General features: G+C 72.7%; 18 protein-coding genes and 1 pseudogene. 17 read left to right on the top strand and 2 right to left on the bottom strand.

The window, feature by feature from the left end:
- The first annotated feature begins 79 nt into the window (after positions 1 to 79).
- From OIE69_RS05595 to OIE69_RS05580, 4 genes are all read left to right on the top strand, one after another.
- Complete coding sequence (locus OIE69_RS05595) at positions 80 to 955, top strand: LysR family transcriptional regulator (RefSeq protein ID WP_326570815.1); 876 nt, start codon at positions 80 to 82, stop codon at positions 953 to 955.
- A 104-nt stretch (positions 956 to 1,059) separates the two neighbouring features.
- Positions 1,060 to 1,413: a WhiB family transcriptional regulator gene (locus tag OIE69_RS05590; protein WP_326570814.1), complete on the top strand. Its 354-nt coding sequence runs from the start codon at positions 1,060 to 1,062 to the stop codon at positions 1,411 to 1,413.
- A gap of 428 nt (positions 1,414 to 1,841) precedes the next feature.
- Entirely contained in the window at positions 1,842 to 2,174 is a 333-nt protein-coding gene (locus tag OIE69_RS05585; protein WP_326570813.1) for a hypothetical protein, read from the top strand.
- Between the two features lie 70 nt (positions 2,175 to 2,244).
- On the top strand, positions 2,245 to 2,685 hold the full coding sequence (locus OIE69_RS05580) for a hypothetical protein (RefSeq protein WP_326570812.1): 441 nt from the start codon (positions 2,245 to 2,247) through the stop codon (positions 2,683 to 2,685).
- A 49-nt stretch (positions 2,686 to 2,734) separates the two neighbouring features.
- Here OIE69_RS05580 and OIE69_RS05575 read toward each other — a convergent pair whose 3' ends face one another.
- Both OIE69_RS05575 and OIE69_RS05570 read right to left on the bottom strand, forming a co-directional pair.
- The gene (locus tag OIE69_RS05575; RefSeq protein ID WP_326570811.1) at positions 2,735 to 3,160 is read right to left on the bottom strand and encodes a nuclear transport factor 2 family protein; all 426 of its coding nucleotides are present in this window, start codon (positions 3,158 to 3,160) and stop codon (positions 2,735 to 2,737) included.
- 323 nt (positions 3,161 to 3,483) lie between these two features.
- Positions 3,484 to 4,285, bottom strand: a pseudogene (locus tag OIE69_RS05570) (alpha/beta fold hydrolase).
- Positions 4,286 to 4,537: 252 nt separating this feature from the next.
- Between OIE69_RS05570 and OIE69_RS05565 the strand changes: the two are divergent.
- From OIE69_RS05565 to OIE69_RS05505, 13 genes are all read left to right on the top strand, one after another.
- A complete protein-coding gene (locus OIE69_RS05565) occupies positions 4,538 to 5,719 on the top strand; it encodes an ROK family transcriptional regulator (RefSeq protein WP_326580992.1) in 1,182 nt (393 codons plus the stop codon).
- A gap of 292 nt (positions 5,720 to 6,011) precedes the next feature.
- Positions 6,012 to 7,193 (top strand): ROK family protein, encoded by a 1,182-nt coding sequence (locus OIE69_RS05560; protein WP_326570810.1) that lies wholly within the window; start codon positions 6,012 to 6,014, stop codon positions 7,191 to 7,193.
- Positions 7,194 to 7,294: 101 nt separating this feature from the next.
- Positions 7,295 to 8,839 carry a sugar ABC transporter ATP-binding protein gene (locus tag OIE69_RS05555; RefSeq protein ID WP_392567461.1) on the top strand — a complete coding sequence of 515 codons (1,545 nt, stop codon included), beginning with the start codon at positions 7,295 to 7,297 and terminating at the stop codon, positions 8,837 to 8,839.
- On the top strand, positions 8,836 to 9,873 hold the full coding sequence (locus tag OIE69_RS05550) for an ABC transporter permease (RefSeq protein WP_326570808.1): 1,038 nt from the start codon (positions 8,836 to 8,838) through the stop codon (positions 9,871 to 9,873). The genes OIE69_RS05555 and OIE69_RS05550 overlap by 4 nt, the downstream gene beginning before the upstream one ends.
- Before the next feature lie 77 nt (positions 9,874 to 9,950).
- A complete protein-coding gene (locus tag OIE69_RS05545; RefSeq protein WP_326570807.1) occupies positions 9,951 to 10,997 on the top strand; it encodes a substrate-binding domain-containing protein in 1,047 nt (348 codons plus the stop codon).
- A gap of 49 nt (positions 10,998 to 11,046) precedes the next feature.
- Positions 11,047 to 12,261 carry a Gfo/Idh/MocA family protein gene (locus OIE69_RS05540; protein WP_392567460.1) on the top strand — a complete coding sequence of 405 codons (1,215 nt, stop codon included), beginning with the start codon at positions 11,047 to 11,049 and terminating at the stop codon, positions 12,259 to 12,261.
- A 28-nt stretch (positions 12,262 to 12,289) separates the two neighbouring features.
- The gene (locus tag OIE69_RS05535; protein ID WP_326570806.1) at positions 12,290 to 13,294 is read left to right on the top strand and encodes a sugar phosphate isomerase/epimerase family protein; all 1,005 of its coding nucleotides are present in this window, start codon (positions 12,290 to 12,292) and stop codon (positions 13,292 to 13,294) included.
- A 298-nt stretch (positions 13,295 to 13,592) separates the two neighbouring features.
- Complete coding sequence (locus tag OIE69_RS05530) at positions 13,593 to 17,312, top strand: ThuA domain-containing protein (RefSeq protein WP_326570805.1); 3,720 nt, start codon at positions 13,593 to 13,595, stop codon at positions 17,310 to 17,312.
- A gap of 94 nt (positions 17,313 to 17,406) precedes the next feature.
- Positions 17,407 to 18,561, top strand: a complete 1,155-nt coding sequence (locus OIE69_RS05525; protein WP_326570804.1) for an inositol-3-phosphate synthase — start codon at positions 17,407 to 17,409, stop codon at positions 18,559 to 18,561.
- Positions 18,558 to 19,778: an SCO3242 family prenyltransferase gene (locus tag OIE69_RS05520; protein WP_326570803.1), complete on the top strand. Its 1,221-nt coding sequence runs from the start codon at positions 18,558 to 18,560 to the stop codon at positions 19,776 to 19,778. Before OIE69_RS05525 ends, OIE69_RS05520 begins: the two co-directional genes overlap by 4 nt.
- Positions 19,775 to 20,632: a sugar phosphate isomerase/epimerase family protein gene (locus OIE69_RS05515; protein WP_326570802.1), complete on the top strand. Its 858-nt coding sequence runs from the start codon at positions 19,775 to 19,777 to the stop codon at positions 20,630 to 20,632. The genes OIE69_RS05520 and OIE69_RS05515 overlap by 4 nt, the downstream gene beginning before the upstream one ends.
- Positions 20,629 to 21,264 carry an EboA domain-containing protein gene (locus tag OIE69_RS05510; protein ID WP_326570801.1) on the top strand — a complete coding sequence of 212 codons (636 nt, stop codon included), beginning with the start codon at positions 20,629 to 20,631 and terminating at the stop codon, positions 21,262 to 21,264. The genes OIE69_RS05515 and OIE69_RS05510 overlap by 4 nt, the downstream gene beginning before the upstream one ends.
- Positions 21,264 to 22,112, top strand: coding sequence for a TatD family hydrolase (locus OIE69_RS05505; protein ID WP_326570800.1), 849 nt, complete (start codon positions 21,264 to 21,266; stop codon positions 22,110 to 22,112). Before OIE69_RS05510 ends, OIE69_RS05505 begins: the two co-directional genes overlap by 1 nt.
- Positions 22,113 to 22,119 lie beyond the last annotated feature (7 nt).

Raw genomic sequence — 22,119 nt, 5'->3', positions numbered from 1 at the left:
AACCCGCCCCGCTGAGAAGCATGGGCCGGGCGGATACGCTCGGATGTGTCCGTCCCGTCGGGGATGCGAGGAGGGACCCGTGGACCTGGATCTCCGCAAGCTGCGGTACTTCGTCGCGGTGGCCGAGGAACTGCACTTCGGCAGGGCGGCGGAGCGCCTGCACATCGCGCAGCCCGTGCTGTCACGGCAGATCAGGGTGCTGGAGGACGAACTCGCGGTGCGGCTGTTCTCCCGCGACCGCCGCAGCACCGAGCTGACCGCGGCCGGCGCACAACTCCTCGCCGACGCAGTACCGCTCCTGGCGGCCGCCGACGCGACCCGGCGGCGCGTCGCCCGAGCGGCCCGGGGCGTGGCCTCCTTCACCGTGGGGTTCATGCCCGGACTGATCGTCACGGGTGCCGTGCGGGAGCTCTCCCGCCGGCACCCGGAGCTGTCGGTCGAGGTCGTCAGGACGAGCTGGGACGACCAGACGGAGGTGATCCTCGACGGACGCGTCGACGTCGGCTACGTCAGGATGCCCGTCGACACCCGGGGGCTGGCGACCCGCAGCCTCCTCGCGGAACCCCGCGTCGCGGTCCTGCCCGCGGACCACCCCTACGCCGGCAAGCCCGCCCTCGGCATCGCGGACCTGGCCGGCGAACACCTCCTGCAGGACCCCGCCGCCGTGCCCGAGTGGCGGGACATCGCCCGGGAGCTCGCCGACCCGCGGCAGCGGCCGGCCGTCCCGGGCTTCCGTTCCGTCGAGGAGAAGCTCGAGAGCGTGGCGGCCGGCCGCGGCGTCGTCGTGCTGCCGCTGTCCACCGCGACCTACTACACCCGCGCCGACATCGCCCATGTCGAGATCGAGGACATCGGCCCCAACCGGGTGTTCCTGGCCTGGGACGGCAGCCGGCACGACCCGCTCCTCGAGGAGTTCGCCGACATCGCGGTCGCCTGCGCCGAGTCGCCCGCCTGACCGCTGAACGGTTTCCGCACCCCGTCCGTACTGAGGGCACGGGGACGAGAGGAGAAGCCCCGCGCGAAGGCGCGACGGGGCGGCGGAGCGGGAGAGAGACGCCGATGAATCTTGACGTGGTGGGGGAGCCGGGGCCGACGGGCGTCACCGGCGAGGCCGACGTCTGGGTGGAGAACTGGGGAGCGCAGGCCATGTGCCGGATGGAGGACCCGGACGTGCTGTTCGTCCAGGGTGCCGCCCAGAAGCGCGTCAAGGCCGTGTGCGGCGGTTGCCCCGTGCGCACCGAGTGCCTGGCCGACGCACTCGACAACCGTACCGAGTTCGGGATCTGGGGCGGTATGACGGAGCGTGAGCGCCGCGCGCTGTTGCGCCGCCGCCCCACCGTCACGTCCTGGCGCACCCTGCTGCGGACGGCGCGTCAGGCCTACGAGCGGGGGCCGCGGCGGGCCTCGGCCTGAACGCGCCGCACACCGGAGGCGGCAGGGACCCAACACCGTTGTCGGACCATGCTGTTACGGTCACCGGCCATGGCAGCAGACGATGGAATCGCGTGGATCGGCGGGCGCTGGCCGGATTCCGACGACCCCCTCCTGGGGGTGCAGGCCGGTCTCGTGTTCGCGGAGGACGTCGCGCCGCAGGACCTGGCGGTGGTCTTCGGCGCCGTCCCCTGGGAGATCCCCGAGCCCGTCGGTGCCGAGGCCAAGGCCATCCACGACCGGACCCACCCCCGTATCCGGGTCCCCGACGAATCCCGCCTCACCGTCTACGGGAAGGAAGGGGACTGGTCCTTCCTCGCCGGGGGCTTCGACTACCTGATCCACTTCCGGGAAGACTTCGCGCTGCCGCGGGGAACGGGCCGGGCCGTCCTCCTCTACAACATCGCCGCATGGGCATGTACTGCATGGCCTGCTTCGAGGGCGGCCGCCGGGTGTGGAACGGCGAGATCCACGGCCGCTTCGGTGGCGCGGCCGAACCGGAGGGCGGACACTACTTCGACCACGCGCCGGAGATGTCCTTCCTCAACTGGGCCATGCACGACGCGGGATGCCGACCCGAGGTCCGCCATGCCGCCGGGCGTCCGCTCTTCGAGAACGAAGGCCGGATCACCGACTGGCGGGAGCGGTTCCTCAAGGGCCTGGAGATCGCCTTCGGGATCTCCGTGTGCCAGGAGGCCTTCGATGCGGGCCGGTACCCGCTGGCCTCTGTGTACGAGTCCTGATCACTGCCGGGCCGCCCCGCCCCGACGAGCCGGATGCAACCGGGGCCGGGCGATCGGGCATCATGGGCCGGTGAGCACCATCGTCGAGTTCTTCGTGGCGCCGAGTCACGAGACCGCGGCCACGGTCGTGGTCGGCGGCCCGGGCAGGGCTTTCGAATCGCTGAAGTACGGCAACTTCGACGCCGAGGAAGCGCTGATCGAATGGGAGGGCATCGTCACGGGCCGGAGCTTCGGCGAGCTCGTCGACGCCGGTGTGCCCGAAGCCGTTGCCGGCGCCGGCGACTGGGAAGGTCCCGTCGTCCTCGCCGTTTCCCGAACCCTTCAGGGCGCACTCGCCGCCGCCGGTGCGTCCCGGCTCGCCGAGATCGGCGAAGCGTGGATCCGGGAGCGGGCGGCGGACGGGGAGGAGTTCGACCACGAGATCGTGACCGAGATCCTGGGCGGTCTCGCCCGGCTGGCTCGCGGCATCGGCGGGCGAGACGGTTACCGCCTGTACTGCTGGACGGAGTAGGGGCGCGGACGGCACCGTCGATCAACGCCCGCTCGATCAAGGGCCTGTGTCAGTCCGACGCGCCGGGGCCGTCGATCGCCGTGGCGATGGGCCCGCCCTCGCCGTAGGCGTCGAACCCGACGATCCTGCCCTCCTCGACCGTGAAGACGTGCACGACCGCGGAGTCGAAGGGCCCGCCGGTCCCGTGGCCCACGCCCTGCGTCCGTCCCACGGCGACGACCTGGCCGCCCTCCTCGAAGAGCCGGTCGGTCTCGATGCGGCTCTCGATCATGTGGAACGTCTTCTTGAAGAACGCCGCGAAACCGGCGAGTCCCGGGTCCGCGCCCCCGCCGGGCAGCGCGTCCGTCACCCGGATCCGGATTCCCGGGGAGGCGATGGCCGCCAGCGTTTCCCGGTCGGACCGCAGCATGGCGTCGTACATCGCCTCGGCGACCTCCTGTGGGGCCGCGCTCCCGGATCCGGGTGTCTCGGGCATGGCGATCTCCTGAGGTGATTCAAGGATCAACTGTTGGGAAGGTTGTCGGATCGTAGGCGAGCATAGGGGAGTCGGGGGTTCCTTCGCCGGGTGGTCCGAACGGCGGAATCCGGCGGCTTCCGGAGACGTCCCGCGGTCAGCTCGGGGCGTGCCACATGTCAGGACCGAACACCTCGTGGCGGATCGCCGCGGGAGCCATCCCGCCCTGTACCAGCCCGGGCCGCAGTGCCCTGGTGAAGGAGGTGGGGCCGCACCGATAGGCGCGCGTCCCGGGTGCCGCCTCCACCTGGGACAGGTCGGGCGCCCTCTTCGGGTGGGGTCCGTCAGCCGAGCGCGTCGAGGAAGGCGGCCATCGCCTGGCGCAGCGCGTCCGGGCGCTCCAGGTGGACGTCGTGGCCCGCCCCGGGGACGCCGACGGCCACCGCCCGCGGCTGCCGGCGGCACATCTCCTCGGCCTCCTCGGCCCCGATGATCCCCTTCTCGGCGAGCACGACCAGCGTCGGGCACCGCAGCGCGTCCCACTCCTGCCAGAAGGCCCGCTCCGCGTTCTCCCGCAGGGACGCCACCATGACGTCGCGGTCGAAGCGCGGCCACCAGCCGTCCTCGCGCCGCTCCAGGCCCTCCGCCCAGCCCCTGCCGACCGGGCCGCCGCCGAGGAACGCGGCGGCGGACTCCACCGAGGGGAAGGGCACCGGCCAGGAGTCCAGCCACGCCCCGATGTCCGCGGGAACACCCGGGTTCGGTCCGCCGGGTCCCGCCTCGACCAGCACCAGGGCGCTGACCAGATCCGGGCGGGCCGCGGCCGTTCAGTATCGCGGTGTGGCCGCCGAGCGACTGGCCCACCAGGATCACCGGCCCGGTGCCCGACCGCGTGATGACGGCCACCGCGTCCTCCACGTAGGCCGCCCGGGAGACATCCCCGGGACGCCGCTCGGAGGCGCCGTGCCCCCGCTGGTCCACGGCGACCACGCGATGACGCGGGCTCAGCCACCGCGCGGTGTCGTCCCACTCGCCCGCGTGGCCGGCCAGGCCGTGCAGCAGGACCACCGACGGCCCCGGACCGGGCCGGTCCCGGCACTCGAGCCGTACGCCGTCGCGGACCACCGTCATCCGGGACCACGTCATCACGAACCCCCCTTCCCCCCGGCACGGCCGGCCCGCGCCGCGTCCTGTCGTCCCGCACCCTGCCGGACGGGGTGGGCGCCCGCAAACGGCGCCCCGCCGCTCGCCCGGAGAGGCGGCCTCCGGGTGCCTTTCGGCGGTTTCTTCCCGGCCGCCCACCCCGGTGGTACGGTCCGGTCCAGTCGTGGCCCCGTCCGGAGGGTGACGAGACGCACCCGAGGGTGACCGGCGAGGGAGAAGCGCGACGTGAGACGGATGACGGCCCGTCCGGCGAACGGGCATCAGGCGCGGGTGCTGCGCCTGCTGCGCGATGCGGGTCCGCTGTCGCGGGCCGTGCTCGGCGACCAGGTGGAGCTCTCCCGGTCCAAGCTGGCGGTCGAGGTCGACCGCCTGCTGGAGACGGGTCTCGTGGTCCCCGACGGACTCGCCGCCTCCCGTGGCGGACGGCCCTCCCACAATGTGCGCCTCGCCCCCTCGCTGCGCTTCCTGGGCGTGGACATCGGCGCCACCTCGGTCGACGTCGCGGTCACCAACGCCGAGTTGGAGGTGCTCGGCCACCGTGCCGCGCGGTACGACGTGCGCGAGGGACCGGTCGCGGTGTTCGAGCAGGTGCTGGCGATGGCGGCCGACCTGCGTGACGCCGGCGCCGCGGAGAGCTTCGACGGCGCGGGGATCGGGGTGCCGGGACCGGTGCGCTTTCCCGACGGCGTGCCGGTCGCCCCGCCGATCATGCCCGGCTGGGACGGGTTCCCCGTCCGGGAGGCGATGAGCCAGGAACTCGGCTGCCCCGTCCTGGTCGACAACGACGTGAACCTGATGGCGCTGGGGGAGCAGCACGCCGGGGTCGCCCGTTCCGTGCGGGACTTCCTCTTCGTCAAGATCGGGACCGGGATCGGCTGCGGCATCGTCGTGGGCGGACAGGTCTACCGCGGGGTCACCGGCAGCGCCGGGGACATCGGGCACATCCAGGTGGTGCCGGGCGGGCTCTCCTGCGCCTGCGGCAACCACGGCTGCCTCGAGGCCTACTTCGGCGGCAGCGCCCTGTCCCGGGACGCGGCCGCCACGGCGGCTGCGGGTGAATCGGCGGCGCTCGCCGACCGGTTGGCCTCGGCGGGGACGCTGACCTCCGCCGACGTGGCGGCCGCCGCGGCGTCCGGGGACGGCGCGGCCCTCGACCTCATCCGGCAGGGCGGCAACCGCACGGGACAGGTCATCGCGGGCCTGGTGAGCTTCTTCAACCCCGGACTCGTCGTGATCGGCGGCGGGCTCACCGGCCTGGGTCACGCCCTCCTGGCGAGCATCCGCAGCCAGGTGTACGGCCAGTCGCTGCCGCTGGCCACCGGCAACCTGCCGATCGTCCTCAGTGAACTCGGCCCGACCGCGGGAGTGGTCGGCGCCACCCGTCTGATCAGCGACCACGTCTTCTCGCCGGTGTGACCCCCGGCGGGCACGACCCGCCAGTACGCGGCAGTTCCCCTCCGTTCGCCCCGCCGTTGCCATGAGTTCGGCGTCGACCGTGTCCACGGCCCTTGTACGCCAGGTGAGTTGGCCCGCGTCCCGACTTTGTCCTGGAACCGGAAAAAGACCTTGCCGATTCATGCGCAACTTCTTCCCCCACTGGGCGGGCGCTGCTACTTTCCCATCGAAAGCCTGACGGAGCGGGACCGGCCGACGCCGGTCCGGTATCCCCATGCCGACGGCCGGGGGAGGTGAGGGACACGTGAGACGCATGACAGCTCGACCCGCCAACGCGCACCAGGCGCGGCTCCTGCGGCTGCTCCGTGACGGCGGACCCAACTCCCGTGCCCAGATGGGGGACCAGATCGACCTGTCCCGTTCCAAGCTCGCCGTCGAGGTCGACCGGCTGCTGGAGACGGGCCTCGTCGTGGCGGACGGCCTGGCCGCCTCGCGCGGCGGGCGGCGTTCGCACAACATCAGGCTCGCACCGGGCCTGCGCTTCCTCGGCGTCGACATCGGCGCCACCTCGGTCGACGTCGCGGTCACCAACGCCGAGCTGGAGGTGCTCGGCCACCTCAACCACCCGATGGACGTCCGCGAGGGACCGGTCGCCGTCTTCGAGCGGATCCTGGAGATGGCCGCCAAACTCCGGGCCGCCGGCCTCGCCGAGGGCTTCGACGGGGCGGGCATCGGGGTGCCGGGGCCGGTGCGCTTTCCCGAGGGCGTTCCCGTCGCCCCGCCGATCATGCCCGGCTGGGACGGCTTCCCGGTCCGCGAGGCGCTCAGCCAGGAACTGGGCTGCCCCGTCATGGTCGACAACGACGTGAACCTGATGGCCATGGGGGAGCAGCACGCCGGCGTCGCCCGATCCGTCGGCGACTTCCTCTGCGTCAAGATCGGCACCGGCATCGGCTGCGGCATCGTCGTCGGCGGTGAGGTGCACCGCGGTGTGACGGGCAGTGCCGGCGACATCGGCCACATCCGGGTCGAGGCCGACGGACGCGCCTGCGCCTGCGGCAACAAGGGCTGCCTGGAAGCCCACTTCAGCGGCGCCGCGCTCGCCCAGGACGCCCTGGAGGCGGCCAGGGCGGGGCGGTCCTCGGCCCTCGCGGCCCGGCTCGAGGCGGCCGGGCAGCTCTCCGCCGTCGACGTCGCCGCGGCGGCCGCGGTCGGCGACGCGGCGGCACTGGAACTCATCCGCGAGGGGGGCAACCGCCTCGGGCAGGTCATCGCCGGACTCGTCAGCTTCTTCAACCCCGCACTGGTCGTGATCGGCGGCGGCGTCACCGGTCTCGGCCACACGCTGCTCGCCAGCATCCGCAGTCAGGTCTACCGCCAGTCGCTGCCGCTCGCGACCGGCAACCTGCCCATCGTCCTGGGTGAACTGGGCCCCACCGCCGGCGTGATCGGCGCGGCCCGGCTCATCAGCGACCACGTGTTCTCCCCGGCCTGATCCCCCCACCGGCCAAGGCTCCACCGGCACCACGGCACCACCGGCTCCACCTGCACGCTTTGCACGCGCACGTGTCACCCGCACCCGCCGAGGGGATCGTCATGGCACCTGAACCACCGGCACAGCCGCCCCCGACAGCGCCTCCGCTGCTCACCATGTCCGGCATCACCAAGTCGTTCCCCGGCGTCCGCGCCCTGGACGGCGTCGACCTGGACGTCCAGGCCGGGGAGGTGCACTGCCTCCTCGGCCAGAACGGCGCGGGGAAGTCCACCCTCATCAAGGTTCTCGCCGGGGCCCACCAGCCCGACGACGGGGAGATCACCTGGAGCGGGGAGCCGGTGTCGCTGAGGTCGCCGATCGCCGCCATGCGGCTCGGCATCGCCACCATCTACCAGGAACTCGACCTGGTCGAGGGGCTGTCCGTCGCCGAGAACGTCTTCCTGGGCCACGAACCGACCACCGCCGGCTTCGTCGTGCGCGGACGCGACGCCCGCCGTGAGGCCGCCGTGCTGCTGCGCCGGCTCGGCCATGCCGAGATCGACCCCGCCCGCCGCGTCGGCGACCTCTCGGCCGCCCAGCAGCAGATCGTCTCGATGGCCCGGGCGCTCTCCCACGACGTGCGCCTCATCGTCATGGACGAGCCGTCCGCCGCGCTGGACCCCGAGGAGACGGACAACCTGCTGCGCATCGTCGGGCAGTTGACCGCCGACGGCGTCGCGGTCGTCTACATCTCCCACCGGCTGGAGGAGATCCGCCGCGTGGGCGACCGGGTCACCGTCCTGAAGGACGGCCGCGCGGTCGCCGGCGGGCTCCCCGCCAAGTCCATGCCCACGCGGGACATCGTCGCGCTCATGACGGGCCGTGACGTGGAGTACGTCTTCCCCCGGCGCCCCACGGGGCCGCGTTCCGGCGACCCCGTCCTCCGGGTCGAAGGGCTCGCCCGGGACGGCGAGTTCGCAGCGGTCGACCTGGAGGTGCGCCCGGGCGAGATCGTCGGGCTCGCCGGACTCGTGGGCTCCGGACGGTCGGAGATCCTCGAGACGCTCTACGGCGCCAGGAAGCCCACCGCCGGCCGGGTCACCGTCGACGGCCGGCTCCTCAAGCCCGGCAGCGTCCGCTCGGCCGTCCGCGCGGGGCTGGGGCTGGCGCCGGAGGAGCGCAAGGCGCAGGCACTGCTGATGCTGGAGTCCGTCACGCGCAACGTGTCGGTGTCCACGCTCGACCGCTTCTCCCGGGCCGGCTGGCTCGACCGCAGGGAGGAACGGCGGGCCGCCCGGGAGTCCACCCGGTCGCTTTCCCTGCGGCCCGACAACCCCGACGCCCGGGTGCGCACCCTGTCCGGGGGCAACCAGCAGAAGGCCGTCCTGGCCCGCTGGCTGCTGCGCGGCTGCCGGGTCCTGCTGCTCGACGAGCCGACCCGGGGCGTCGACGTGGGCGCCCGCGCCGAGCTGTACGCGGTGATCCGCCGGCTCGCCGACGACGGGCTCGCCGTACTCCTCGTCTCCAGCGAGGTCCCCGAGGTCCTGGGGCTCGCGGACCGGGTGCTGGTGCTCCGCGAGGGACGCGTCGTGCACGCGGCGCCCGCGACGGAGCTGGACGAACACCGCGTACTCGACCTAGTCATGGAAGGGAGCCCGAGCCGATGACGCAGCCCGCATCCGAGGCCCCGCAGGCACCGACGCCGCCCGTGGACGTACCTCCCGTCACGAAGGGCGGTGGCCGGCGCCCGGCGCTGGGGCTCCGCGCCGACGTCCGCAACCTGTCCCTGCTCGGCGTCCTCGCCGCCCTCGTCCTCGTCGGGGGCATCACGCAGCCCGACAGCTTCCTGGACGTCTCCAACCTCCAACTGGTGCTCACCCAGGCGTCCGTCATCGGTGTCGTCACCGTCGGCATGACCTTCGTTATCACCAGCGGGGGCATCGACCTGTCCGTCGGCGCGATCGTGGCGCTCGCCTCCGTGTGGGCGACGACGCTCGCCACCCAGGAGTACGGCTTCGCGGGCATCCTCTTCACCGCGATCGTCGTCGGCGTCGGCTGCGGGCTGGTCAACGGGGTGCTCATCGCCTACGGCGGCATGGTGCCGTTCATCGCGACCCTCGCCATGCTCGCCTCGGCACGCGGGCTCGCCCTGTACCTCACCGACGGCAAGACGCAGATCGTCACCGTGAACTCGGTGCTCGACCTCGGCCTTCCCGCCAGCTACGTCCTCGGCATCCCGCCGCTGGTGCTGGTCTTCGCCGGGGTCACCGTCATCGGCTGGCTGGTGCTGAACCGGACGACGTTCGGGCGCAGGACCGTGGCCGTCGGCGGCAACGCGGAGGCGGCTCGCCTCGCCGGCATCGACGTCCGCCGCCAGCGGCTCTACCTGTACCTGCTGTCCGGGCTGTGCTGCGGCATCGCGGCCTTCATGCTGATCATCCTGTCCGGCTCGGGCCAGAACACCAACGGCAACCTCTACGAACTCGACGCCATCGCCGCGGCGATCATCGGCGGCACGCTGCTCAGCGGCGGCCGCGGCACGATCGTCGGCTCCGTCCTCGGCGTCCTGGTGTTCATCACCATCCAGAACATCTTCGCCCTCAACAACCTGGAGAGCGCCGTCCAGCAGATCGCCAAGGGAGCGATCATCGTGGCCGCCGTCCTGGTCCAGCGCAGCACTGTGCGCAACGGCGACGGCTGACCCAGTCCGTCGCGCCCGGCTCCACCCGACAACCCGCACGCGCCCCGCACCGCCCTATCCCGAAGGGTTTCACCGTCATGCCACGAATCCCGGTCACCAGCCGCAGAGGACTGCTCTTCGGCGCCGCCGCCGTCTCCGCCGGAGCGGCCCTCACCGCCTGCACCAGCAACGAGCCGAAGAAGGCCGGCACGGCCGCCACCACGGCGGCGGCCGCCGACGACAAGCCCGGCACACCGGTCACGATCGGCTTCGCCGGCCCGCAGGCCGACCACGGCTGGCTCAACGCCATCAACCAGAACGCCAAGGACCGTGCCGCGAAGTACTCCGAGGTGACGCTGGAGATCACCGAGGGCTCCAACGACACCGCCGCCCAGATCGGGCAGATCCAGACGCTGATCAACAAGAAGGTCGACGTCCTGGTCATCCTGCCGGCCGACGGCAAGGCCCTCACCCAGGTGGGTCTGCAGGCCATGAAGGCCGGCATCCCGGTGATCAACCTGGACCGGGTCTTCGCCTCCCCGCAGGCGTACCGCTGCTGGATCGGCGGCGACAACTACGGCATGGGGCTCAACGCCGGCCGCTACATCGGCGAACAGCTCAAGGACAAGCCCGACGCCAAGGTCGTCGAGCTCGCCGGCATCGACAACCTGGAGCTGACCCGGCAGCGCACCCAGGGCTTCGACGACGCCCTGGAGAACTACCCCAACATCAAGAAGGTGGCCCGGCAGGCCGCCGAGTTCACCGTCGAGACCGGCCAGGCCAAGATGGCCCAGCTGCTGCAGGCGCAGAAGCAGTTCGACGCGCTGTGGAACCACGACGACGACCAGGGCGTCGGTGCCCTGCGCGCCATCGCGCAGGCGGGCCGCGACGACTTCTTCATGGTCGGCGGCGCCGGGTCCAAGTCGGCGATGGACGCCATCAAGGCCGACAACGGCGTGCTGAAGGCCACCGTCCTCTACCCGCCCACCATGGCCGCCTCCGCCATCGACCTGGCCCGTGCGCTCGGCCAGAAGAAGGGCGTCGGAGGGATGTCGGAGCTGGAGATCCCCGCGTCGATCACCCTGTACTCGGCCGTCGTCACCAAGGAGAACGTCGACGAGTACCTGCCGACGGGCTTCATCTAACAGATGCGCCCCGCCCGTCCGATCCGAGCAACCGACGAGGAGCAACGGCATGGCTGATATGGCCGGCAAGGAAGACAGTGAGGCAGGGGCCGCTTCGCCGGCGCTCGGCATCGGCATGGTCGGCTACGCCTTCATGGGCGCCACCCACTCCCACGCGTGGCGCACCGTGGGCCACGTGTTCGACCTGCCGATGAGGCCCGTCCTGGCCGCGATCGGGGGTCGGGACGCGGGCGCCGTCCGGGCCGCGGCCGCCCGGCACGGCTGGGCGGCCGCGGAGACGGACTGGCGGGCACTGGTGGACCGGGACGACGTCCAACTGGTGGACGTGTGCACACCCGGCGACAGCCATGCCGAGATCGCCGTCGCGGCGCTCGAGGCGGGCAAGCACGTGCTGTGCGAGAAGCCGCTGGCCAATTCGGTCGCCGAGGCCGAGGCCATGGCCGCGGCGGCCGAGCGGGCGGCCGCCCGCGGCCAGGTGGCCATGGTCGGCTTCAACTACCGGCGGGTGCCCGCGGTCGCGTACGCCCGGCGGCTCATCGCGGACGGGAGGGTCGGCACGATCCGCCACGTGCGGGTGACCTACCTCCAGGACTGGCTCGTGGACCCGGACTTCCCGCTGACCTGGCGGCTCAAGCGCGAGCACGCGGGCTCCGGGGCGCTCGGGGACCTCGGCGCGCACGCCGTCGACCTCGCCCAGTATCTGGCGGGGGAGGTCCTGGTGGGTGTCTCGGCGCTCACCGAGACCTTCGTCCGGGACCGGCCCGAGCTGGACGGCGCCTCGTCGGGGCTGTCGGGCTCCGGGAGCGCGCGCCGGGGGCCGGTGACGGTCGACGACGCGGCGGTGTTCACCGGGCGGCTCACCTCGGGGGCGCTCGCCTCGTTCGAGGCCACCCGGATGGCGTCGGGGCGCAAGAACGCCCTGCGGCTGGAGATCAACGGCGAGCGCGGCTCGCTCGCCTTCGACCTGGAGCGGCTGAACGAGCTGTCGTTCCACGACCACACGGAGTCCGCCGAAACGGCCGGCTTCCGGCGGATCCTGGTGACCGAGCCGGGCCATCCGTACCTGGAGGCGTGGTGGCCGCCCGGCCACGCGCTCGGCTACGAGCACACCTTCACCCACCAGGCGCGCGACCTCGTCGTCGGCATCGCCGAGGGGGCCGCCCCGGCGCCGTCGTTCGCCGACGGCCTGCAGGTGCAGCGCGTCCTGGCGGCGGTGGAGGAGAGCGCCGAGAAGAACGCCGTCTACACCCCCGTCCCCTCCTGACCACGCCCGCATCGAGGAGGCCCTCGCCGTGCCACGACCCTTCACACTCTTCACCGGCCAGTGGGCCGACCTGCCCCTGGAGGAGGTCTGCCGACTCGCCCGCGACTTCGGTTACGACGGGCTCGAACTCGCCTGCTGGGGCGACCACTTCGAGGTCGACAAGGCTCTCGCCGATCCCGCCTACCTGGACGGGCGGCGGGCGCTGCTCGACAAGTACGGACTGAAGTGCTGGGCGGTCTCCAACCACCTGGTCGGACAGGCCGTCTGCGACAACCCGATCGACGAGCGCCACAAGGGGATCCTGCCCGCCCGCATCTGGGGCGACGGTGAGCCGGAGGGCGTGCGGCAGCGCGCCGCGCGCGAGTTGGCCGACACCGCGCGCGCCGCGGCGGCCTTCGGGGTGCGCACCGTCATCGGCTTCACCGGCTCGTCGATCTGGCACCTGGTCGCCATGTTCCCGCCGGTCCCGGAGCGGATGATCGAGCGCGGCTTCGAGGACTTCGCCGAGCGGTGGAACCCCGTGCTGGACGTCTTCGACGCCGAAGGGGTCCGCTTCGCCCATGAGGTCCACCCGGCCGAGATCGCCTACGACTACTGGACCACGCACCGCGCGCTGGAGGCCGTCGGCCACCGGGCGGCGTTCGGGCTGAACTTCGATCCGAGCCACTTCGTGTGGCAGGACCTCGACCCCGTCGGGTTCCTGTGGGACTTCAAGGACCGCATCTACCACGTCGACTGCAAGGAGGCCCGCAAGCGCCTCGACGGCCGCAACGGGCGCATGGGCTCCCACCTGCCGTGGGGCGACCCGCGGCGCGGCTGGGACTTCGTCTCGGCCGGGCACGGCGACGTGCCGTGGGAGGACGTGTTCCGGATGCTGCGGTCGATCGGATACGACGGCCCGATCTCGGTCGAGTGGGAGGACGCCGGGATGGACCGCCTCGCCGGCGCACCGGAAGCGCTTTCCCTCCTGAAGCGCTATGACTTCGACCCGCCGGCGGCGTCCTTCGACGCCGCGTTCGGAGGCAACGACTAGGGCGTCGCCGCAGGTCACAGCCAGCAGTCCGCAGCCCGGCGGCCACCGCCGCCGGGCCAGTCGGGCTGCCCGGGCACGCCTTTGTCCTGATCCTGGAGAAAGTTCAACTTAACTGCCGCACAAGGGCTTTCGGTCCCGGACGAACCCGGCTACCGTCCCTGAGGTGTACAGGACACGGGCCTGAAACACGAGGCCGGTCCTGACGTGGCACCCCCGACCAGCGTGACGGCGCACGCCGGTCCCCGGATCTTCCGCACGGCAGCTGCATCCGCCCGTACGACCTTCCCGGAGGACACACGTGCACAGAAAACGGCCCGGAGCACCCAGAACCCGATTCCGGCAGGGACTCGCGCTCCTCACCGGCGGCCTCCTCGCCGCCACGTCCCTCGTCGTCTCCGCCCCCTTAGGCGCCTCGGCCCAGCCTCTCGATACGGAGCCCGCGGCCGCGGCGGCGGAGGAGTTCCAGCAGGTCACCCTCGCCAAGGGTGAGCCCGAGACCGGCGAGCCGATGTCGCTCGCGGTCCTGCCCGACCGCAGCGTGCTGCACACCTCGCGCGACGGCGAGCTGCGCAGGACCGACGCCGCCGGCGACACCACCGTGATCGGCACCGTCCCCGTCTACACGCACGACGAGGAGGGCCTCCAGGGCGTCGGCATCGACCCGGACTTCAGCGAGAACCGGGCGATCTTCCTCTACTACGCGCCCCCGCTCGACACCCCCGCGGGCGACGCCCCCGAGCAGGGGACCGCCGAGGACTTCGCCAAGTTCGACGGTGTCAACCGGCTCTCGCGCTTCACGCTCAACGCCGACTGGACCCTGAACAACGCCAGCGAGAAGAAGGTCCTCGACGTCGCCGCGACCCGCGGCATCTGCTGCCACGTCGGCGGTGACATCGACTTCGACGCGCAGGGGAACCTGTACCTGTCCACCGGCGACGACTCCAACCCCTTCGCCTCCGACGGCTTCGCGCCCATCGACGACCGGCCGGGCCGCAACCCCGCTTACGACGCGCGCCGCACCTCGGGCAACACCAACGACCTGCGCGGCAAGCTGCTGCGCGTCAAGGTCGCCGACGACGGGTCGTACACGATCCCCGACGGCAACCTCTTCGCCCCGGGCACGGACAAGACCCGTCCCGAGATCTACGCCATGGGCTTCCGCAACCCGTTCCGCTTCAGCATCGACAAGCAGACCGGCATCGCCTACGTCGGCGACTACGGCCCCGACGCCGGTGCGGCCGACCCGAAGCGCGGCCCCGGCGGCCAGGTCGAGTTCGCCCGCGTGACGAAGGCCGGCAACTTCGGCTGGCCCTTCTGCACCGGTGACAACGACCCGTACGTCGACTACGACTTCGCGACCGGGCAGTCCGGCGAGACCTTCGACTGCGCCGCCCCGAAGAACGAGTCCCCGTACAACACGGGCCTGACCGACCTGCCGCCCGCGCAGGCCGCGTGGATCCCCTACGACGGCGGCTCCGTGCCCGAGTTCGGCTCCGGCTCCGAGTCCCCGATGGGCGGCCCGGTCTACCGCTACGACCCCGAGCTCGACTCCCCGGTGAAGTTCCCCGAGGCCTACGACGGCGACTTCTTCGCCGGCGAGTTCGGGCGCCGCTGGATCAAGCGCATCGAGCAGGGCGAGGACGGCACCGTCCAGTCCATCAACAACGTCCCGTGGACCGGGACGCAGATCATGGACATGGCCTTCGGCCCGGACGGCGCGCTGTACGTCCTCGACTACGGCACCGCGTGGTTCGGCGGTGACGAGCACTCCGCCCTCTACCGGATCGAGAACGCCACCGACGGCCGCTCCCCGAGCGCCGAGGCGTCCGTCAACAAGACCTCGGGCACCGCGCCGCTGAAGGTCGCCTTCTCCTCGGCCGGGACCATCGACCCCGACGGCGACACGCTCACCTACAGCTGGGACTTCGGCGACGGCGGCACCTCCACCGCTGCCGACCCGGCGCACACCTACCGCAAGAACGGCACCTACACCGCGACCCTCACCGTGAAGGACCCGACCGGGCGCACCGCGTCCGCGAGCGTCCAGGTCGTCGTCGGCAACACCGCGCCCAAGGTGACGCTGGAACTGCCCGCCGAGGGAGCCCTGTTCAGCTTCGGCGACGAGATCCCGTTCAAGGTGACCGTCACCGACCCCGAGGACGGGACCGTCGACTGCTCCAAGGTCAAGGTCACCTACATCCTCGGCCACGACAGCCACGGTCACCCCGTGACCTCCGCCAACGGCTGCTCCGGTGCCATCAAGACCTCCGCCGACGGCGGCCACGACCCCAACGCCAACATCTTCGGCGTCTTCGACGCCGAGTACACCGACGGCGGAGGCGGCGGCCAGGAGGCGCTCACCAGCCACGACCAGGCGCAGCTGCAGCCGCGCCACCGGCAGGCCGAGCACTTCACCTCCTCGTCCGGCGTCGACCTCTTCGACAAGGCCGAGGCCCACGGCGGCCGTACCGTCGGCAACATCGACAACGACGACTGGATCTCCTTCAAGCCCTACAACCTCACCGGCTCCGTCCGGCTGACCGCCCGGGTCTCCTCCGGCGGCGCGGGCGGCTTCCTCGAGGTGCGCACCGGCTCGGCGACCGGCCCGATCCTGGGCTCCGCCCCCGTCCCGGTCACCGGCAGCTGGGAGAGCTTCCAGGAGATCGACGTACCGCTGCGCGCCGTGCCGAAGAAGACCACCGAGCTCTTCCTGGTCTTCAAGGGCGGCTCCGGAGCGCTCTACGACCTCGACGACTTCGAGCTCTCCAACGTCCCGGCCGACCGCGCCGCCAAGCGCGTCCTGGTCTTCTCCAGGACCGCCGGGTTCCGCCACGACTCCATTCCCACCGGCGTCGCCGCGCTGAAGGAGCTCGGCGCCACCGCCAACATCACCGTCGACTCCACCGAGGAGCCGCGCCAGTTCACCAGCAACAACCTGGCGCGCTACGACGCGGTGGTCTTCATGTCGACCACCGGTGACGTCCTCAACGCCGAGCAGCAGCAGGCGTTCGAGAACTACGTCAAGGGCGGGGGCGCCTACATGGGCGTCCACGCCGCCGCCGACACCGAGTACGACTGGCCCTTCTACGGTGGTCTCGTCGGCGCCTACTTCCAGGGGCACCCGCAGATCCAGAAGGCCACCGTCCGCGCCGAGGACCACGACCACCCGGCCACCGCGCACCTCGGCGAGGCCGGCTGGGAGCGCACGGACGAGTGGTACAACTACCGCACCAACCCGCGCGGCCAGGCCCGCATCCTCGCCACCCTGGACGAGACCACCTACCAGGGCGGCACGATGAAGGGCGACCACCCCATCGCGTGGTGCCAGACCTACCAGTCCGGCCGCTCCTTCTACACCGGTGGCGGCCACACCAAGGAGTCCTACGCCGAGCCGGCCTTCCGCCAGCACCTGCTGGGCGGACTGCGCTACGCCGTCGGACAGGTCAAGGCCGACTGCAAGCCGCAGACGGGCTACCGCGACCTGTTCAACGGGCACACCTCGGAGGGCTGGAAGCAGGCGGGCCCCGGCAAGTTCAACGTCGTCGACGGTGAACTGCGCACCGAGGGCGGCATGGGCCTGCTGTGGTACCAGGCCAAGGAGTTCGGCGCGTACTCGCTGAAGTTCGACTGGAAGATGGACGGCGACGACAACTCCGGCGTCTTCGTGGGCTTCCCGGCCTCCGACGACCCCTGGTCCGCGGTGGACAAGGGCTACGAGATCCAGATCGACGCCTCCGACGCCCCCGACCGGACCACCGGCTCCGTCTACAGCTTCAAGTCGGCCAACCTCAAGGCCCGCGACCAGGTGCTGCGTCCCCCGGGCCAGTGGAACAGCTACGAGATCAAGGTCCAGGGTGAACGGCTGCAGGTCTTCCTCAACGGAGTGAAGATCAACGACTTCACCAACACCGATCCGGTCCGCAGCCTGAAGGACGGCTACATCGGCCTGCAGAACCACGGGGCCGACGACCAGGTGTCCTTCCGGAACATCCAGATCAAGGAACTGCCCTCCTCGTAGGGCGGGTCCTGCCGGCACCCACGAGCCGGCGGCGGGCGGGGAGACGCCGTGCCCCCGCCCGCCGCCCCCCACCACTCGCACCAGGGAGGCAGCCGTGACGAACCCGCCCGCCCCGGCACCGGCATCGGACAACCAGTCGCCCCCGCGCACCGGAGTGTGGCTCATCGGAGCCCGCGGCTCCGTCGCCACCACCGCCGTCGCAGGATGCGCGGCGGTCACCGCCGGGCTCCACCCCGCGACGGGCATGGTGAGCGAGACGGCACCCTTCGCCCCGGCGGCACTCCCACCGCTGCCGTCCCTGGTCTTCGGCGGCCACGACACGGCCGCCTGCCCGCTCGGCAAACGGGCGGAACAGCTCGCGGAGGGCGGCGTGCTGCCGCACGGCCTGCCCGCCGCGCTCCACGCCGAACTCGCCGCCGCGGACCGGGAGATCCGCACCGGCGGCCCGCTCCCCGGCGACACCCGCGGCGACGAGGAGCTGATCGCGGCCTTCGCCGCGGACATCACCGCCTTCACCCGGCGCCACGACCTGGCCCGGACGGTCGTCGTCAACGTCGCCTCCACCGAGCCCGTGCCCGAGCCCGGGAGCGACCGCCTGCCGGCGAGCTCCCTCTACGCGGCGGCGGCGATCGAGGCCGGCTGCGCCTACGTGAACTTCACCCCCTCCACGGGGATACGGACCCGGGCCCTCGCCGAGGCGGCCGTCGCCCGCGGCCTCCCCCACGCGGGCCGGGACGGCAAGACCGGGCAGACCCTGCTGCGTTCCGTCCTCGCCCCGATGTTCGTGCAACGCGCCCTGTCGGTGCGGGCCTGGTCCGGCACCAACCTGCTCGGCGGCGGCGACGGCGCGGTCCTCGCCGACCCCGCGGCGGCCGCGGCGAAGAACGCGGGAAAGGAACGCGTCCTCGCCGACGCCCTCGGCGCCGCCCCCGAGGGCGAGGTGCACATCGACGACGTCCCGGCCCTCGGCGACTGGAAGACGGCCTGGGACCACATCGCCTTCGACGGATTCCTCGGCACCCGCATGGTGCTGCAGACCACCTGGCAGGGCTGCGACTCCGCCCTCGCCGCCCCGCTCGTCATCGACCTCGCCCGCTTCGCGGCGCGCGCCCACGAGGCCGGGCTGAGCGGTCCCCTCCCCGAACTGGGCTTCTACTTCAAGGACCCCGACCCGGGCGCCCCCGCCTCGCTCTCCGATCAGTACGGCGAGCTGCTGGCCTTCGCCGCCCGGCTGGGGGAGTCCCGGTGAGGGCTCCGGGAGCGCGGCGGCTGCGCGCCCTCGCCTTCGTGGCGGCCCTCGGCGCCGTGACGGCGTTCGCCGCACGCCGCCCGCCGCGCGGCGCGGCGCAGGAGGCCGTCCCGCGGAACGGGGCGCGTGGCATCCACCGGCCCGGGGCGGCGGAGGGGGCCGCCCCGGGCGGGTGCGGAAGCGGCGGTCAGGCCGACGCCGCCGGGGACACGGAGGGCTCCGAGGCGGAACGGCCCGCTCTCGGCACGCGGCTGTGGGACTGGGCCGAACTCTTCCGCGTCTCCGCCCTGTTCACCGTTCCGGGCGACGCCCTTGCGGGCGCCGCCGCGACCGGACGGGGGCCCGGTCGCGGCACATTCCTCGCCATCGGTACCTCGCTGTGCCTCTACCACGCCGGCATGGCGCTCAACGACTGGGCCGACCGCGACGAGGACGCCGTCGACCGCCCCCACCGCCCCCTCCCGTCGGGCCGGATCAGCCCGGCCGCCGCCCTGACGGCCGCCGGAGCCCTCACCGCGACCGGCCTGGCCCTCGCCGCCCGCGCGGGACGCGCCCCGCTCGCCCTCGCCACCACCCTCGCGGCGACGGTCTGGGCGTACGACCTGCGTCTGAAGCACACGGCAGCGGGCCCGGCCGCCATGGCCACGGCACGCGCCCTCGACCTGGTGCTCGGCGCGACGGCCACCCACCCCCGGGCACTGGCCGCGGCGCTGCCCCACGCCGCCCTGCTCGGTGCGCACACCTACGCGGTCACCACCGTCTCGCGCAACGAGACGCGGGGCGGCGCCGGCACCGCACCGCTCGCCGCGCTGGTCACGACCACGGCGATCGCCGCCGTCACCACCGACGCCGCCCGTTCGCTGCGCCGGCTGCGGGCGTCCGGACGCCCGCCGGCGGCCACCACCCGGCACGGGGCGGGCGGTGGCCGCCGTGCGCGACCGGTGGCACCGCCGACAGGGCGGCCACCGGACCTGCCCCACGCCATGACGGCACTGGCCTCCGCCGTCTACGCAGGCACCGCGCTCACCCCCTACCTGCACGCGGCTCTCAACCCGTCACCACCCCTCACCCAGCGCGCGGTGGGCGGCGGGATCCGCGCCATGATCCCGCTGCAGGCCGCCCTGGCGGCCCGATCCGGCTCGGGTGCCTCCGCGGTGGCCGTCCTCGCCCTCGGCCCCGTCGCCCGCCGGATCGCCAGGAAGGTGAGCCCCACATGAGCCTGCGCCTCGGATACGGGACCAACGGCCTCACCGACCTGCGTCTCGACGACGCCCTCGCCCTCCTCGCCGACCTCGGCTACGACGGCGTCGGACTCACCCTCGACCACATGCACCTCGACCCCCTCGAACCCGACCTCGGCCCCCGCACCCAACGCCTCGCGCAACGGCTGTCCGCCCTCGGCCTCGAGGTCACCGTCGAGACCGGCGCCCGCTACGTCCTCGACCCGCGCCGCAAGCACGGCCCCTCCCTCCTCGACCCGGACCCCGACGCCCGGGCCGCCCGCACCCGGCTGCTCGTGCGGGCCGTCCGGGTCGCCGCGGACCTCGGGGCCCACGCCGTGCACTGCTTCAGCGGGATCACGCCCGCCGGCACCTCGTCCGCCACCGCCTGGCAGCGGCTCCAGGACGCCCTCGCACCCGTCCTGGACGCGGCGTCCACCGCCGGGATCCCCCTCGCGGTCGAGCCCGAGCCCGGTCACCTCCTGGCGTGCCTCGACGACTTCCACCACCTGCGCGGCCTGCTCGGCGACCCCGAACCGCTCGGACTCACCCTCGACATCGGCCACTGCCAGTGCGTGGAACCGGAGTCCCCCGCCGACTGCGTCAAGCAGGCCGCGCCCTGGCTGCGCCACGTCCAGATCGAGGACATGCGCCGCGGCGTCCACGAACACCTCCCCTTCGGCGACGGGGAGATCGACTTCCCGCCCGTCCTCCGGGCCCTGGCGGACAGCGGCTACGAGGGCCTGACCGTCGTCGAACTTCCCCGCCACTCGCACGCCGGACCCGAGCTCGCCCGTACCTCCCTCGACTTCCTGCGCTCCCACACCCCCACGAACGGAGCCACGGCATGACGACACCCACCCGCGAGGTACTCCACGACCGGCTCGGCGACGCCGCCCGCGCCTGGCTCGACGCGGCCCTCGCCGAAGCCGGAGCCGCCCCTGGCGGCGCCACGGACGACGACACCCCCACCGCACCCTCCTCCCCGCCCGCCTGGGAACAGCACTTCGCCTCCGCGGGCCGCCACTGCGGCCAGGAGCACGCCGACTCCGCCCGTGTGCTGCTCCTGCGGGAGGCCCGCGCCGACGCCGCCACACTGACCCGCCTGTACCGGCAGGGCACCGCCGCGGAGCGCCGCGCCGTCCTCCTCGCGCTGCCCCACCTCGAGCCGGCCCCCGCCGACGGGGTGCCCCTCGTCGAGGACGCCCTGCGCACCAACGACACGCGGCTGGTCGCCGCCGCCGTCGGCCCGTACGCCGCAGAGCACCTCGATCCGCACACCTGGCGCCACGCCCTCCTCAAGTGCCTGTTCACCGGGGTGCCGGTGGACGCCGCCGCCCGGCTCGGGCAGCGGGCGCACGGCGACGCGGAACTGGCCCGCATGCTCGGCGACTACGCGGCGGAACGCACCGCCGCGGGCCGGTCCGTCCCCGCGGACCTCCACCACGTCCTCGCCCTGACGTCCCGGACGGAGGAGTCCTGATGCGCATCTTCGACCCCCACATCCACATGACCTCCCGCACCACGGACGACTACGAGGCGATGTACGCCGCCGGTGTCCGCGCCCTGGTCGAACCCTCCTTCTGGCTCGGTCAGCCCCGTACCTCTCCCGAGTCCTTCTTCGACTACTTCGACTCCCTCCTGGGCTGGGAACCCTTCCGCGCCGCGCAGTACGGCATCGCCCACCACTGCACCGTCGCCCTGAACCCCAAGGAGGCCAACGACCCGCGCTGCCTCCCCGTCCTCGACGCGCTGCCGCGCTTCCTCGTCAAGGACAACGTCGTCGCCGTCGGCGAGATCGGCTACGACTCGATGACCCCGGCCGAGGACACCGCACTCGCCACCCAGCTCCAGCTCGCCGCCGACCACGGACTGCCCGCCCTCGTCCACACCCCGCACCGCGACAAGCTCACCGGGATGCGCCGCACCATCGACGTCGTCCGCGAGTCGGCGCTCGACCCCGAGCTCGTCCTGCTCGACCACCTGAACGAGACCACGGTCAAGGAGGCCGCCGACAGCGGCTGCTGGCTCGGCTTCTCGATCTACCCCGACACCAAGATGGACGAGGACCGCATGGTCGCCGTGCTGAAGACCCACGGCACCGAGAAGATGCTGGTCAACTCGGCAGCCGACTGGGGCAAGAGCGACCCCCTCAAGACCCGCAGCACCGCCGACGCGATGCTCGCCGCGGGATTCACCGACGACGACGTCGACCAGGTCCTGTGGCGCAACCCCGTCGTCTTCTACGGCCGCAGCGGCAGGCTGCAGCTCGACGCCGCCGCCCCGGGGGACCTGCACGAGGGCAACTCCATCCTCCGCGGCGGGGAATGAGGAGGCG

It is taken from the genome of Actinacidiphila glaucinigra, from assembly GCF_035918135.1.
Lineage (GTDB): Bacteria > Actinomycetota > Actinomycetes > Streptomycetales > Streptomycetaceae > Actinacidiphila > Actinacidiphila glaucinigra.
This window is presented reverse-complemented; position numbering and strand designations above follow the sequence as displayed.